Source organism: Ruegeria sp. HKCCD7181 (assembly GCF_057221055.1).
In genome coordinates this window covers 59,775-74,054 of sequence record NZ_JBWVBC010000010.1, presented here as the reverse complement: position 1 = coordinate 74,054, position 14,280 = coordinate 59,775, and the positions used below count along the sequence as shown (strand labels likewise).

Below are 14,280 nucleotides of genomic sequence, written 5' to 3'. Positions count from 1 at the left end.
TGTTGCATTGGCGAGCATAGGTTGCCCGAATGAAGCAGGATTCTCAGGCCGATATTCAAAGTGACATGATAGACCCGGCGCGCGCCACCGCATGGCAGACAGCGCTGGGGCAGGAGCAGACGATTGCTGCTGGATCTGCATTGCCGCCTTTTTTTCATCAGCTCTATTTCTGGTCACCTCAGCCACCAGATGGGTTGGGGCGCGACGGTCACCCGCTGATTGGCAAGGGCTTGATCCCGGACATGGGTTTGCCGCGCCGTATGTGGGCCGGTGGGCGACTGGAGTTTCACACCCCCTTGATCGCGGGTGAGATCGCCGAACGCAGGTCGTTTCGCGAGGCGGCAACAGCCAAGGCTGGACGCACCGGACCGTTGGCATTTGTCACTCTGCGCCACGAAATCTGGCAAAATGGGGCTCTGTGTCTGACCGAGTGGCAAGATCTGGTCTATCGCGAGGATCCGTCGCCAGACGCCATAGCGCCGACGCCGCCCACGGCTCGAACGGATGAGACGGACATGCGTGAGGTCCAGTTCGATACCACGCTGCTGTTTCGCTATTCCGCGCTGACCTTCAACGGTCACCGTATCCATTATGATCTGGATTACGCGCGCGAAGTCGAAGGTTACGAAGGCCTCGTGGTGCACGGCCCATTGCTGGCGCAACGGTTGATGCTGATGGCCGAAGAGCTGTTAGGCCCGCTGACGCGTTTTTCCTTTCGTGCCTCATCGCCCTTGATGCACTTTGAGACGGCCGCCCTGTGCCGGAACGGTCAGGACTTATGGGTGCGAGGCCCGGATGCGCGACAATGCATGCAGGCAATTGCTGTGTCAGAGTGAAACTTCGGGTCGGAAATCGTCCGGGATCGAGTTGTGCCCGTCCAGAACAAGATCAGCCATAACTTCGGCCACTTTCGGAGCCATGCCAAAGCCGATTTTGAACCCGCCATTGGCAATGAATTGCCCCTCGTGCAATGGGTGTGCGCCCAGCATCGGTGCGCGGCTTTTGCTGCGAGGGCGGACTCCGGCCCAGCGTTCGACCACTTCGGCACCGTGCAAAACCGGAACGGCGCGCATCGCCCGGTCGATGACGTCGTCCAAGGCGGCGTCCGTGCTGTTGGGGTTATCGTAGTCGCGTTCCGAGGTCGACCCTATGGCCAACGTACCGTCCGCGTGCGGCACGATATGGATCGCATCGGCAAACAGCTGTGGGACATCTCCTGCGTCGAACCTCAGCAGCGCGGCCTGACCCTTAACGCCATTGCCGACCGTTTTGCCGAAGGTTTGGCTGAGCTCCAGCAAACCTGCCAGTCCTGTTGCGTGTACGACTTGACCAGCGTCGGGTGCTTCAGCCACCACATCTACACCCATCACCGCAAGGGCCGAGACCAACGCTGCGCAGGCGCGGCGCGGCTGCATCCGAGCCGTCAGCGTGTCATGGATCACAAAGCCGGTCGGGCTGGCCGGGCACCATGCGCCTACCTCGGAGACAGGCACGACGTGCCAATCAGCGCGACCTTGCCAAAGCTCCGCCGCAGTGCGTTCCCGTGCCCGCGCCAGCTCAAGATTGCGGTCGTCCGTGATGGGCTGCACTCGGCCCAACCGGGCATAGCCAGGGGATACGCCGCCGGTTGATTCGACCTGTTTCCAGAACGGTTCGGCCATGATCAGACTGTCGAACTGAAACGCCTTCTTGGCGTTCCAGTTTTCCGGTACATGCGGGGCTAACGCACCAACGAGGCCGCCACTGGATCCGGACCCGGCGCCGAAGGGATCGACGACCTGAACTTTGGCGCCGCGCCGCGCGCAGGTCCAGGCGATGGAAAGGCCAAAGATGCCCGCGCCCCGTACCGTCACATCGACCATTGCCATTCCCCTTTTCCTTGTTCAGTGTCGCGCCGCTTAGCTACAGGATAACCCGATGGCAGACCAGCGCGCCAAATTGACCTGGAGGGACGATCAAGTCCCCGTCTCAGATCGTTTCGATGACCCGTATTTCTCGTTGCAAAACGGGTTGGAGGAGACACGCCACGTATTTCTGGCAGGCAATGATCTACCCGCGCGCTTTACCCGTGACTTTCACATTGCCGAGCTGGGTTTTGGTACCGGGCTGAACATGCTGACGGCCTGGTCGGAATGGGAAAGGTCGGGCCGTACATCCCCCCTGAGTTTCACCAGTTTCGAAGCCTTCCCGATGGCCCCAGCCGATATGGCGCGCGCGCTAGCGGCTTTCCCCGAGCTGACGCCATGGGCTGAACGGTTCCTTGCAGTGTGGCAGGGCGAATCCTGTGATCTTGGGACGATGCGCCTTGAGGTCGTTGCAGGCGATGCCCGCGACATGTTGCCGATGTGGTCAAGGCAAGCGGACGCGTGGTTTCTGGATGGTTTTTCCCCTGCAAAAAACCCTGAGCTTTGGGGCGCGGGCCTGATGCAACAAGTTGCCGATCACACCAAACCCGGTGGGACGGCCGCCACTTACACAGCCGCAGGCTTCGTGCGCCGCGGGCTTGAGGACGCCGGGTTCACGGTAACGCGCAGCCCCGGATATGGGCGAAAGCGACACATGACACGGGCTGCTAAAATATGACCCAGCAGAATAACGTCCGCGCGGGCGTTGGCCTGATGATTGCGGCAACAATAGTCTTTGCCCTGCAGGACGGTATCTCGCGGCACCTGGCTGGGACCTACAACACCTATATGGTCGTGATGATCCGCTATTGGTTCTTTGCGGCTTTCGTAGTGGCCCTCGCCGCCCGTGCGCCGGGCGGATTGAAGGCGGCCACGCATACAAGCCAACTGGGTCTGCAAATCCTGCGCGGTGTGTTGTTGGCAGCCGAGATCTGCGTTGCGGTCTTCAGTTTCACAATTCTCGGTCTGATTGACAGTATGGCGGTCTTCATTTGCTACCCGCTGCTTGTTGCAGCGCTAAGCGGGCCGGTTCTGGGGGAAAAGGTCGGTTGGCGGCGGTGGTCTGCTATCGGCGTAGGATGCGTCGGGGTTCTGATTATCCTTGAGCCGGGTGCAGGCGTTTTCAATCCGTGGGCAATCATTCCGCTGATTTCGGCACTGATGTTTGCTGTCTACGGTCTGCTGACCCGCTACGTTGCACGACGAGATAGTTCAGCCACGAGCTTTTTCTGGACAGGTATTGCAGGTGCTGTGGCAATGACCCTTGTCGGCATGTGGTTTTGGGAGCCGATGGCCCGCACGGACTGGCTGTGGATGGCTTTGCTTTGTGTCAGCGGTGTTTTGGGACACTGGTTGCTGATCAAATGTTATGAAATGGCCGAGGCCAGTGCGGTGCAGCCCTTTGCCTATTTCCATTTGGTGTGGAGCGCAATTCTGGGGATGATGGTATTCGGAGAGGTGCTGCGCCCGGCGGTCGTGGCGGGCGCAGCACTGGTCGTTGCTGCGGGTCTGTTCACCTTATGGCGCGAACGACGCCAGAGTTGAGCCGATAAGTTCCTGCGAAAACGGGATCGGCAAGGCAGGCTGCCCCAGCCGAGCACGGTAGACCGGCAGGCTTTCGGCAACGCGCATGACATAATTACGGGTCTCGCTGAAGGGAATAGTCTCGATCCAGTCGACCATATCGACCTCGCCCGCGCGGGGATCGCCGAAGCGCTCCATCCACGAAATCGGGCGCCGTGGTCCGGCGTTGTAGCCCGCCGCCATCATGACCACGTTGCCGTTGAAATCTGCGGCCAGCCCGGCCAGATAGTTCGACCCAAGCTTGGCATTGTATTTCCAATCCGATGTCAGGCGGACCGTCTTGTGCCCGCTGAGCAGCCCCAGTTCACCTGCAACCAGTTTAGCGGTGGCGGGCATTACCTGCATCAACCCGCGCGCACCGGCGCCGCTGACGACAATCGGGTCAAACTCGCTTTCGCGGCGCGCAATGGCCAGGGTCATCTCTTTGGCCATCGGTAATCCCAGATCAGCAACTGGATGAACCGGATAATAGGCCGCGGGCAAGACAACACCCGTTGTCGCCGCGCGCTTGGCGATCATCACGGCCAGATGGGGTTCTTTCAACTCCAACACCAAATCACCCAGTTGTCCGGCTTCAACCGGATCGAGGTTCTCTACCAGATGGGTCAGAAACCTTTCCGACAGGTTGTCCTCTCCTGCGCGCAATAACAGTAGACCGGCCTCAAGCACGCTGGAATCGGCGAAACTGGCTTGCTTCCAATGTGGCGCACGGCGCGGGTTGGCCAATTCGCTGTCAAAGGGTCGACCGATCCGCTCGGCAGCCAGCAACCCGTAGAACGAAGTTTGATGGTCGGCACCCATAGCGTAGGCATCGTAAGCCTTGTCCGCATCGCCTTGCGCTGCAAAGGCGCGGCCCAGCCAGTACCCACCGCGACCTTTGGAGATAGGAGATTTCACGGCCTCCGAGAAATTCTGGAAATGCCGAACGGCAGTTGCAGGATCATTCAGGCGGCGCAAGGCGAGAAACCCAGACAACCACTCCAGATCGGCATAGCCATATCCCATTTCAGGGGTCATGTGGTGGTTGGCGGCGATTTGATAGGCGCGGTTCGCATTGCCGCCCCGCATCTCAAGCCGGGCCAGGCGGCGGCGTCCTTCGGCCCATTTGTCCGGCTCACCCAGCGATTTTGGCCCGGTCGAGCGTGCCAGCATTAGATCGATGGCACTGTCGTCCAACTCTTTCTTGTCACGCCAGACGAACCTGTCGAATGCCAGACCCGGTGAAGAGGTCAGCGACTTCGGAACGGCGGCTACCTTGCCATCCACGCCTGGTTGGCGTTTTTGCAATGCAATCCGCGCTTCGGCCAGTTTGCGGTAATCAGAACTGACCAAAGGCAGCATCTTGTCTGCACTGACAAGATGACCGTCCCACAGCATCCGATCCAGACGCGCCTCGTGGTGGGGTTTCAACAATTTGCCGAAGTTTTCCAAATAGTTCTTTTGCAACCCCGAGCCCATCGGCATCGTGCGCCAGGCGGCAACGATATCGGCTTCTGCTTCGCCGTTTCGACCTTTGGCCATGAGCGCAACGGCGTAGTTCAACGCGCCCTCGGCGGTCTGTGGCGGCGACTTTTCATAAAACTTCAAAACCCGGTCCGTATCTGCACCGGTAAATGCAGGCTCGCTTTTGCGGCGCAGCCACGCCAAGCCGGGCCAGTCGGGGCGTCGGTCCAGAAACACCAGTACATCGCCGGAACTGCCAAATCCCTCGCGTAGCCAATGCCACACGATTACGTCGCGCGAAACAGAGCCGCGCGCGCCTGCAACTCGCAGCGCCTCGTTCCAATCCCCCTTGCGCATTTCGGTCAGCCCGGACCGCAAATCGGTGGCGGCATCGGCGCGTGCTGTGTCTGTCTGCAAGGCAGAACACAGAATCATGGACGTGAAAAAGGCCAGAAGGCGTGTCATCTCTTGCATTTCCTAACCAACCGAGGATACAGCCATTCAGGATAAACCCTGCGCCGTCGGGATCAACTCACAAACCAAATATCGTGACGGACCGATGCGCAAAAACCAGCGTACTGCACCCTAAGGAGTGTTCCATGTTCAAAGGCTCGATGCCAGCCCTCGTCACCCCGTTCCGCAACGGCGAGTTGGATTTGGATACACTCAAACAATTGGTAGAATGGCAGATTCAGGAAGGGTCTACCGGGCTGGTTCCGGTCGGGACAACCGGTGAGAGCCCAACGCTCAGCCACGAAGAACATGAGACGGTCGTCGAAGAAGTCGTCAAAGCTGCGGCGGGGCGCGTTCCGGTAATTGCCGGAGCAGGGTCCAATAACACGGATGAAGCGATCCGATTCGTGCGATTTGCGCAAAAGACCGGCGCAGACGCTGCGCTTGTCGTTACGCCCTACTACAACAAGCCAACGCAGAAAGGTCTGATCGCGCATTTTCGTGCGGTCCATGACTGTGCCGATATCCCGATCATCATCTACAACATTCCAGGCCGGTCTGTGATCGACATGTCGCCGGCAACAATGGGTGAACTGGCTAAACTGCCGCGTATTGTTGGTGTAAAAGACGCAACCGGCGATCTGGCGCGGGTCAGCCAGCAGCGCGCGAGCTGTGGGTCAGATTTCTGCCAGTTGTCAGGCGAAGACGCGACCGCGCTGGGGTTCAACGCACATGGCGGTGTCGGTTGTATCTCGGTCACGGCAAACGTAGCGCCAAAACTTTGCGCAGAATTCCAACAGGCCACACTGGCGGGCGATTACGCCAAGGCGCTGGAGTATCAGGATCGCCTGATGCCTCTGCACGAAGCCATCTTCATCGAGCCAGGTCTGGTAGGTGCCAAATATGGGCTTAGTAAACTGGGTCGGTGCAGCGAAGATGTCCGCTCGCCTCTGACGCCGCTGGACGAGAGCACCAAATACGCTATTGACGCGGCGATGGCTCACGCAGGGCTCGTATAAACGCCGCCTAGCTCAACAGCTTCTCCAGATGCTGGGTTTTGTCAGGATTGCGAACCATGTAAATGGCCGCGATCCTGCCATCTTCGATTTTGAGAGATGTTGCCTGCAATGAACCACCGGGCTCTCTGTTGATGATTGCAGGCAATCCGTTCAGCCAACAGAAAACCCAACGATATGGACGGGGCGCGGACAGTTTCCGTGCCAATCCGGCGAAAAAGCGTGTGACTTTGTCCCGACCGTATATTGGATTCAGGGTTGCAATGATCTTGCCGCCACCGTCCGAATGCAATTGGACGTCTCGCGACAACAAGTCAGCCAGTTGTTTGGTATCACCGCTTTTGGCAGCATTGAAAAACGCTGTGGCGATTTCCTCGCCATGGTCGCGTTCAATCGGGGCTCGCGGATTGACCTGCTCGACATGCTTGCGGGCACGGCTGACGAGTTGACGACAGTTGCTCTGGCTGCGCTTCAACGTCTCAGACAGGTCGCCATAAGAGTGTTCAAACACATCGTGCAGAAGGAAGGCCGCGCGCTCCAGCGGTGACAAACGTTCCAGCGCCATCAAAAGCGCCACCGAGACATCGCGGTCAAGCCGTTCGGTTGCGTCATCGGTGATCAGAGGTTCAGGCAGCCACTCGCCTGGATAGGCCTCGCGAACAGTTCGCGCTGCGCGCAAGTGGTCGAGACAAAGCCGGGTGACGATGCGGATCAAAAATCCTGTCTCATCGCGTACCTGATCAATATCAACCCGTCGCCAGCGCAGGTATGCGTCCTGCACGATATCCTCGGCATCGCTGACGGATCCAAGCATGCGGTATGCAACCGCAAACAGGCGCGGTTGCAAGGCGACAAAGGTCCGGTCTTCAAACTGTGAACCGGGCTGGGTCACGCGGCTGAGGCCTTGCTGGATGCCGGGTGTGGCATCGCAAATCCGATGGCCAGACGGTTCCAGGCGTTGATTGTGGTGATCACCAGAGTCAGAGCTACTTGATCCTTTTCCAAAAACTGCGCAGCCATAGCTTTATAGACTTCATCCGACGCACGGTTTGTTTCGATACGCGTCAGCGCTTCGGCCCAAGCAAGCGCCGCGCGCTCACGATCCGAATAAAGCGACGATTCATGCCATGCGTTCAGCAGGTGAAGGCGATCTTCGGTTTCACCATTGGCCCGGGCGTCATGCGTGTGCATGTGAATGCAAAAGGCGCAACCGTTGATCTGGGAGACTCTGAGTTTTACGAGCTCGATCAGACTGTGTTCCAGTTCCGACGCGCGCAGGCGTTCCTCCATGTCGAGCATGGGCTGAAGCAACTCAGGTGCGACGGCAAAGTGATTGATCCGGGGGGACATCGATTTCTCCTGTTTTGGAATTGAACAAAAACAGGACGGTTGAGTCACCGGATTTGTGACACGACTTACAAAAAAAAGAGCCTCAGATCAGAGGCTCTTTCAGGTTTCTCAGCGTTTGCCGTAGTACAGCCCGACCACATGTTCGGCTTGCGCAAAGAATAACCAGCGCGATGTCGATACGCCTGCCAGATGCGACAGGACAGCCAACAAATCGAAGAAGTGGTTGAAGGGTAGAAGCAACAGCACGATGGGCAGAGCGAACGCAAGAACGAACGAAATCACCCGCAGTTTTTCAACGTGCTTTCGACCCACGATATGGACAAATTCTCGCAGCAAATAGTTTGTGCCGGTATGCGGCGGCTCGAAGGCGCGGACAGAACCTCGGTTGCCCAAGCCAGTGGCTGTTCCCAGATTTGTCCCAGACTTAGCTAGGGCGCTATCCCCCTGTCGCCAGTACAGGATCTGCACCAGCGCTGCGACCAGTAACAAGGGTAGCGCAATGCCAGTCTGACCAGCAAGCAAAGCTCCGCCCGCAATGCTGAAGCTCAGGAACATGGCCGGTGTTAGCTTCATGTTCCACCGCGGGATGGGTTTTAGCTGAGTGTAAATCATCGAAGTGGTGAACACCGTCGTCAGAGAAAACAGAGCCCCGATCCCGCCCAGAACCCACCATCGTTGGCCCAGAAAGACCACGCCAATGGCATAAACACCCATGACGACCAATGCGATGACCGCGCACCAGCCTTCGCGGCTGAGCCAGCTGGTCTTCCATTGGGAAAAGGCCTTCCACGCGCGTTCGGGATGGCCCAGGTGAAACGTCGATGCCAGCAACCCGCCAACAGCGAAAGCATAAGCGATAGCAAAGAACACGAAGGCGACCCAACCAGAAACATCGGGTAACCCGAGGCCCAGGAAAACCAACAGGCCGAACCCGAGGCCCGAGAGCGTCGTGAAAATGATGACAGAGGGTGCCGGATGCATCAGAGCTTCTCCAGTGTCTTGTCGAGCCAGCCAAGGAAGCCCTTGGGTTCATCGGCGACAGGGGCCAGCAGCGGGGCCAGAATGTCGATCTGGTCCTCGATTTGGTCCTTGGGTCGTGGTGGCAGGTATTTGTTGACCGGTTTGGTCTGCAGTTCGGGCATCAGGTCGAAGCCTTCACGTTCGGCAACCAGTTTACTGACTGCGCTGTCGGGATCGCTTAAGTCTCCGAAATGCCGTGCACCCGCCGGGCAGGTGCGGACACAGGACGGCACGCGATCCACTTCGGGCAGGTTTTCGTTGTAAATCCGGTCAACGCAAAGGGTGCATTTCTTCATCACCCCTTCCGCCTGATCCAGCTCGCGCGCGCCGTAAGGGCATGACCAGGCGCACAGACCACAACCGATGCAGTCGCTTTCGTTGACCAACACAATGCCGTCTTCGACCCGCTTGTAGCTGGCGCCGGTAGGGCAGACCGTGACGCAGGGCGCGTCTTCGCAATGCAGGCAGGATTTGGGGAAGTGGATCAGCTGAGCATGGCCTTGCTCGGGCTGAACTTCGTAGGAGTGCACTCGGTTCAGGAAGGTGCCTGACGGGTTGGCGCCGTACGCGTCCTGATCCGACAGCGGCGCGCCGTAGTTTTCGGTGTTCCAACCCTTGCATGAGATCACGCAGGCGTGGCAGCCAACGCAGGTGTCCAGATCGATGACTAGACCCAGTTTGCGATCCGTCGATTGAGGGAGCTGTGTCATTTGCCTACCTTCCACGCCAGATCTTTCGGGCCGGTGCCGACCGGTGATTTGATGGGTTCGAATTCGGGCTGGCTTTCCGCGTCGCTTGGGGCGTCGGCCTTTTCGATCCGGACTTTCAGGTCAAACCAGGCAGCCTGACCTGTCACAGGGTCGGAATTGGCCCACCGCATCCCGTCGCCCTTTGGTGGCATAAGCTCGTGGATAAGGTGGTTCAGGAGGAACCCTTTGGTGGCCTCGGGGGCGTCCCCTTGCAAGGCCCATGCCCCCTTGCGTTTGCCGATGGCGTTCCACGTCCAAACGGTGTTCTCGTTCAAAGCGGCCATTTCCATGACCGGCACGGTAATTTCACCGTGCGGAGAGCTGACTTTGGCCCAGTCGCCGTCCTCCAGCCCGTGCTCTCGCATCAGCTTGGTCGGCACATAAAGCGGGTTGCGCCCGTGCAGTTGGCGCAGCCACGCGTTCTGCGTGCCCCAGCTGTGATACATGGCCATTGGTCGTTGGGTCAGAGCGTTGACGGTGAAGCCCTCGTTGCCTTCCTGATCGGTTTCGTACCAGATCGGCAGAGGGTCCATCGTGTCCTTGATCCGCTGGCGCAGATGCTCGGGAGGTTGTCGCTCGCCATGCCCTTCGGCGGCCAGCTGAAACTTGCGCATGGGTTCCGAGTAAAGCTGGAACAGGTAGGGTTGCGGGCTGTCATAGATGCCCATGCCCACCGCCCAGTCCTGATAGGCCGTGTTCCAGGGTTTGTAATAATCCGCACCCTCGGGGATATGCGCCACGTAGAATCCACCGTTTTCGATATAGCGGTTCAGCTGATCGGTGTTGACCTCTCCGCGCCCTTCCTTGTCTCCATCCACACCGCGGAACCCGGCCAGCGGGCCAATACCCGGCTTACGTTGGTGGTTGACGATGTAGTCGGCGTAGTCCTTCCACTTGGGGCTGCCGTCTTCGTTGGTGAATCCCGGCAGGCTCATGCGGTTGGCCAGTTCAATCAGCACTGACTGGAAGCCGCGTACGTCGCGGTCGGGTTCGATCACCGGCCAGCGGATCGCATCAGCGGCGGCATCAGCCTCGCAGATTGGTCGATCCAGCAACGAGATACAGTCGTGCCGTTCCAGATAGGTGGTGTCGGGCAGGATCAGATCGGCATAGGCGACCATCTCGGACGAGTAAGCATCGGAATAGATGATGTTCGGAATGACGTATTTACCGTCGTCGTCGCGGGCGGTCAGCATTTCCATCACACCCTTGGTGTTCATGGACGAATTCCAGGACATGTTAGCCATGTACATGAACAGCGTGTCGATCTTATAGGGATCACCCGCCGCAGCGTTCGAGATCACCATATGCATCAGCCCGTGGGCCGACATCGGGTTTTCCCAGGTGAAGGCTTTGTCGATGCGTTGCGGCGTGCCGCAATCGTCCAGCAAAAGGTCTTCGGGACCACGTGGGAAGCCTAGATGTGGTCCCTCCAGCGGGCGGCCGGGGCGGCGGTCGCCGTGCGGCGTTGGGTGTGCCTCGACCGGCTTCGGGTAGGGCGGTTTGAAGCGGAACCCGCCTGGAACCTCGACCGTACCCAGCAGAATTTGAAGCGTGTGAAGGGCACGGCAGGTCTGAAAGCCGTTGGCATGGGCCGAAATACCACGCATGGCATGGAAGCTGACAGGGCGCCCGGTCATTTTCGAATGCGCCTCACCGCGGAAATCGGTCCATTCCTGATCCAGCTCAATGGCCTCGTCAAAAGCCACGTGAGCGATCTCGGCAGCGATGGCATGAATGCGGCTGGCGGGGATGCCGCAGCGCTCGGCCACGGCCTCGGGCGCATGATCGTCTGTCAGGTACTTTTCGGCCATCAGATGGAAGACCGGGCGATGCGTGACGCCATCTTTTTCGTAAGTCGCCGACAAATCAGGGCGCACGCCGGGTTTGTCAAAGGCGGTGGGTTCGCCCGTTACGCGGTCAATCACCAGTGGCTTGCCGTCCGCGTCGCGCAGGAACAGGCCCTTTTCCGGGCCCTCGGCGGCGTTTACTAGAACTGGCGCGTTGGTATACCGGCTGAGGTAGTCCAAATCGATTTTACCTGCTTTCATCAGCACATGGATCAGGGACAGGATGAACAGCCCGTCCGTGCCCGGAGTGATGCCGACCCAATCATCCGCGACCGCGTTGTAACCTGAGCGGATCGGGTTCACTCCGATCACGCGCGCCCCGCGCGCCTTGATCTTGCCGATGCCCATCTTGATGGGGTTGCTGTCATGATCCTCGGCAACCCCGAACAGCATGAACAGTTTGGTGTGATCCCAGTCGGGCTGCCCGAACTCCCAGAAAGCACCGCCCATTGTATAGATGCCGCCCGCTGCCATGTTGACGGAACAGAACCCGCCATGGGCCGCATAGTTTGGCGTTCCGAAATTTTGCGCCCAGAATGACGTGAAACTCTGGCTCTGATCGCGACCAGTAAAAAAAGCCAGCTTTTGCGGGGCGGTCTCGTGCAGCTCGTTCAGCCAGCCAACTGCAGTGCTGATCGCTTCGTCCCATTCGATTTCACGGAACTCACCGGACCCGCGCGGGCCGACCCGGCGCAGAGGTTTGCGCAGTCGAGAGGGCGCGTTGACCTGCATGATTCCGGCGCTGCCTTTGGCGCACAAAACGCCCTTGTTGACTGGGTGGTCCCGGTTGCCCTCGATATAGGCGACCTTGCCGTCTTTCATGTGAACGTTGATGCCGCACCGACAGGCGCACATGTAGCAAGTGGTGCGACGGATCTCGTCGGATACCTTGGGAGACAGATCGAGTTTCGGTTGATGGGTCACGTTTACTCTCCCTGCGGCAGATTGCCTTGGTACCAGATTATTTTGTGCATCTTGGGGTGTTTAGACGCGAGGCTCAACCTATCTGAGGAAGAGGGCGATTTTGCTCTCTCCCTCAGAAAACGGTAACAGGGACCAATATTGAACTGGTCCGAGTCAGGCGTAAGGCAGTAGGTCAAACCTGCTGCGGACGCATGTCGGCAGCGTCGATTCCAGCCACTTCGACCGGATTCTTCATTGCGTCCCGGCGGAAAGGCTCGCCCAGTTCCTGATTGATCATTGCTTCGATCAATGTCGTGATCCCATTCTTCTGATCCTCGATCGCTTGGGTCAGCGCGTTGGTCAGCTCGTCCATGGTCCGGGCAACAACACCCTTTAGGCCACAGGCTTTTGCAATACCGGCATAAGAAACCTGGGTATCCAATTCGGTGCCAACAAAGTTGTCGTCAAACCAAAGGGTCGAGTTCCGCTTTTCCGCGCCCCATTGGTAGTTGCGGAAAACAACCTGTGTAATTGCTGGCCATTCCTCGCGACCGATGGCAGTCAGCTCGGTCACTGCAATGCCAAATGCACCATCGCCTGAGAAGCCGACGACCGGGACATCCGGGCAACCAATCTTGGCGCCGACTACCGAAGGCAGGCCGTAACCGCAGGGGCCAAACAGCCCGGGAGCCAGATATTTGCGTCCTTCTTCAAACGACGGATAGGCGTTGCCGATGGCGCAGTTATTGCCGATGTCCGACGAAATGATGGCCTCTTTAGGCAAGGCTTGCTGGATTGCGCGCCATGCTTTGCGTGGGCTCAGCCAGTCTGGCTTGGCTGCTCGGGCACGTTCGTTCCACGTGGTCCCGGGATCGTCCTGCTCGTGGTCCATAGATGTGAGTTCTTGTGCCCAACGAGATTTGGTTTCAGCGATTTTCGCTCTGCGTGCGTCGCGGCCTTCGTCGCCTGCAGTGCCCGACAGCTGCGCCAGAATGTTGGTGGCAACGGTGGCTGCATCGCCAACGATGCCAACTGAAACTTTTTTGGTCAGGCCAATGCGATCAGGGTTGATGTCCACTTGGATGACCTTCGCGTCTGCAGGCCAGTACTCCATCCCGTAGCCCGGCAAAGTCGAGAACGGGTTCAGGCGGGTGCCAAGGCACAGAACAACGTCAGCTTCCTTGATCAGCTCCATGCCGGCTTTCGAACCGTTGTAACCTAAGGGACCGGCAAACAACGGGTGCGAGCCCGGGAATGCGTCATTGTGCTGGTAGCCAACGCAGACCGCAGCGTCCAGACGCTCGGCCAGAGCTTTCGATGCTTCGATTCCACCTTTCGACAGAACAGTGCCGGCACCGTTCAGAATGACGGGGTTCTTGGCATCAGACAGCAGCGCAGCAGCTTCTGATACGGCAGATGCGCCACCTGCGGGTAGTTCAAAATCAACGACGGCAGGCAGTTCGATATCAATAACCTGGGTGAAGAAGTCACGCGGTACGTTGATCTGCGCAGGTGCGGATGCACGCTTGGCATTCATGATCACGCGGCTCAGAACTTCGGCCATGCGGCTGGGGTCGCGCACTTCTTCCTGATAGCAGACGCAGTCGGCAAACATGCGCATCTGCTCCATCTCCTGGAACCCGCCCTGACCCATGGTCTTGTTGGCAGCCTGGGGCGTAACCAACAGCAGCGGCGTGTGGTTCCAGTAGGCCGTCTTAACTGCAGTGACAAAATTGGTAATGCCGGGGCCGTTTTGAGCGATCATCATCGACATTTTGCCGGTCGCACGCGTGTAACCGTCGGCCATCATGCCGCCCGAGCCTTCGTGTGCGCAGTCCCAAAAAGTGATACCAGCTTTCCCAAAAATATCGGAGATTGGCATCATTGCAGAGCCGATAATGCCGAACGCGTGTTCAATCCCGTGCATTTGCAGCGTTTTTACGAACGCTTCTTCTGTGGTCATTTTCATCTGGGTCTCTCCGGTCTGGGTGGTCGTGGCCGAGCTTCT

12 protein-coding genes are annotated in these 14,280 nt (G+C 58.6%); 4 read left to right on the top strand and 8 right to left on the bottom strand.

All coding sequences use genetic code 11. From position 1 onward, the window contains the following. The first annotated feature begins 29 nt into the window (after positions 1-29). Entirely contained in the window at positions 30-836 is an 807-nt protein-coding gene (locus tag AC2TCY_RS17965) for an HTD2 family dehydratase (RefSeq protein ID WP_480849419.1), read from the top strand. On the opposite strand, the gene AC2TCY_RS17960 is transcribed toward AC2TCY_RS17965, so the two are convergent. Further along, positions 828-1,868 (bottom strand): NAD(P)/FAD-dependent oxidoreductase, encoded by a 1,041-nt coding sequence (locus AC2TCY_RS17960; RefSeq protein ID WP_480849417.1) that lies wholly within the window; start codon positions 1,866-1,868, stop codon positions 828-830. The genes AC2TCY_RS17965 and AC2TCY_RS17960 overlap by 9 nt on opposite strands. A 49-nt stretch (positions 1,869-1,917) precedes the next feature. On the opposite strand from AC2TCY_RS17960, the gene mnmC2 reads away from it, so the two are divergent. Both mnmC2 and AC2TCY_RS17950 read left to right on the top strand, forming a co-directional pair. Then, entirely contained in the window at positions 1,918-2,583 is a 666-nt protein-coding gene (gene mnmC2, locus AC2TCY_RS17955) for a tRNA (5-methylaminomethyl-2-thiouridine)(34)-methyltransferase MnmC2 (RefSeq protein WP_480849416.1), read from the top strand. After that, entirely contained in the window at positions 2,580-3,449 is an 870-nt protein-coding gene (locus AC2TCY_RS17950) for a DMT family transporter (protein WP_480849414.1), read from the top strand. Before mnmC2 ends, AC2TCY_RS17950 begins: the two co-directional genes overlap by 4 nt. On the opposite strand, the gene AC2TCY_RS17945 is transcribed toward AC2TCY_RS17950, so the two are convergent. Beyond that, positions 3,423-5,396: a lytic transglycosylase domain-containing protein gene (locus AC2TCY_RS17945; RefSeq protein ID WP_480849412.1), complete on the bottom strand. Its 1,974-nt coding sequence runs from the start codon at positions 5,394-5,396 to the stop codon at positions 3,423-3,425. The genes AC2TCY_RS17950 and AC2TCY_RS17945 overlap by 27 nt on opposite strands. A 134-nt stretch (positions 5,397-5,530) precedes the next feature. Between AC2TCY_RS17945 and dapA the strand changes: the two genes are divergently transcribed. Continuing rightward, the gene (gene dapA, locus AC2TCY_RS17940) at positions 5,531-6,403 is read left to right on the top strand and encodes a 4-hydroxy-tetrahydrodipicolinate synthase (protein ID WP_480849410.1); all 873 of its coding nucleotides are present in this window, start codon (positions 5,531-5,533) and stop codon (positions 6,401-6,403) included. Positions 6,404-6,410: 7 nt separating this feature from the next. Here the strand turns inward: dapA and AC2TCY_RS17935 are convergent, their stop codons facing one another. From AC2TCY_RS17935 to xsc, 6 genes are all read right to left on the bottom strand, one after another. Next, a complete protein-coding gene (locus tag AC2TCY_RS17935) occupies positions 6,411-7,292 on the bottom strand; it encodes a sigma-70 family RNA polymerase sigma factor (protein WP_480849409.1) in 882 nt (293 codons plus the stop codon). Beyond that, positions 7,289-7,750: a carboxymuconolactone decarboxylase family protein gene (locus AC2TCY_RS17930; RefSeq protein ID WP_480849407.1), complete on the bottom strand. Its 462-nt coding sequence runs from the start codon at positions 7,748-7,750 to the stop codon at positions 7,289-7,291. The genes AC2TCY_RS17935 and AC2TCY_RS17930 overlap by 4 nt, the downstream gene beginning before the upstream one ends. Before the next feature lie 108 nt (positions 7,751-7,858). Further along, positions 7,859-8,731: a dimethyl sulfoxide reductase anchor subunit family protein gene (locus AC2TCY_RS17925; protein ID WP_480849406.1), complete on the bottom strand. Its 873-nt coding sequence runs from the start codon at positions 8,729-8,731 to the stop codon at positions 7,859-7,861. Next, positions 8,731-9,480, bottom strand: coding sequence for a 4Fe-4S dicluster domain-containing protein (locus AC2TCY_RS17920; protein WP_480849404.1), 750 nt, complete (start codon positions 9,478-9,480; stop codon positions 8,731-8,733). The genes AC2TCY_RS17925 and AC2TCY_RS17920 overlap by 1 nt, the downstream gene beginning before the upstream one ends. Next, positions 9,477-12,293, bottom strand: a complete 2,817-nt coding sequence (locus AC2TCY_RS17915) for a molybdopterin oxidoreductase family protein (RefSeq protein ID WP_480849403.1) — start codon at positions 12,291-12,293, stop codon at positions 9,477-9,479. The genes AC2TCY_RS17920 and AC2TCY_RS17915 overlap by 4 nt, the downstream gene beginning before the upstream one ends. A 172-nt stretch (positions 12,294-12,465) precedes the next feature. After that, a complete protein-coding gene (gene xsc / locus AC2TCY_RS17910) occupies positions 12,466-14,241 on the bottom strand; it encodes a sulfoacetaldehyde acetyltransferase (RefSeq protein ID WP_480849401.1) in 1,776 nt (591 codons plus the stop codon). Positions 14,242-14,280: the final 39 nt, after the last annotated feature.

Excerpts from the sequence above, each read along its gene's own strand:
- AC2TCY_RS17965 (WP_480849419.1), top strand. The coding sequence starts at position 30 with ATGAAGCAGGATTCTCAGGCCGATATTCAAAGTGACATGATAGACCCG.
- AC2TCY_RS17945 (WP_480849412.1), bottom strand. The coding sequence starts at position 5,396 with ATGACACGCCTTCTGGCCTTTTTCACGTCCATGATTCTGTGTTCTGCC.
- mnmC2 (WP_480849416.1), top strand. The coding sequence starts at position 1,918 with ATGGCAGACCAGCGCGCCAAATTGACCTGGAGGGACGATCAAGTCCCC.
- AC2TCY_RS17930 (WP_480849407.1), bottom strand. The coding sequence starts at position 7,750 with ATGTCCCCCCGGATCAATCACTTTGCCGTCGCACCTGAGTTGCTTCAG.
- dapA (WP_480849410.1), top strand. The coding sequence starts at position 5,531 with ATGTTCAAAGGCTCGATGCCAGCCCTCGTCACCCCGTTCCGCAACGGC.
- AC2TCY_RS17950 (WP_480849414.1), top strand. The coding sequence starts at position 2,580 with ATGACCCAGCAGAATAACGTCCGCGCGGGCGTTGGCCTGATGATTGCG.
- AC2TCY_RS17960 (WP_480849417.1), bottom strand. The coding sequence starts at position 1,868 with ATGGCAATGGTCGATGTGACGGTACGGGGCGCGGGCATCTTTGGCCTT.
- AC2TCY_RS17920 (WP_480849404.1), bottom strand. The coding sequence starts at position 9,480 with ATGACACAGCTCCCTCAATCGACGGATCGCAAACTGGGTCTAGTCATC.
- AC2TCY_RS17925 (WP_480849406.1), bottom strand. The coding sequence starts at position 8,731 with ATGCATCCGGCACCCTCTGTCATCATTTTCACGACGCTCTCGGGCCTC.
- xsc (WP_480849401.1), bottom strand. The coding sequence starts at position 14,241 with ATGAAAATGACCACAGAAGAAGCGTTCGTAAAAACGCTGCAAATGCAC.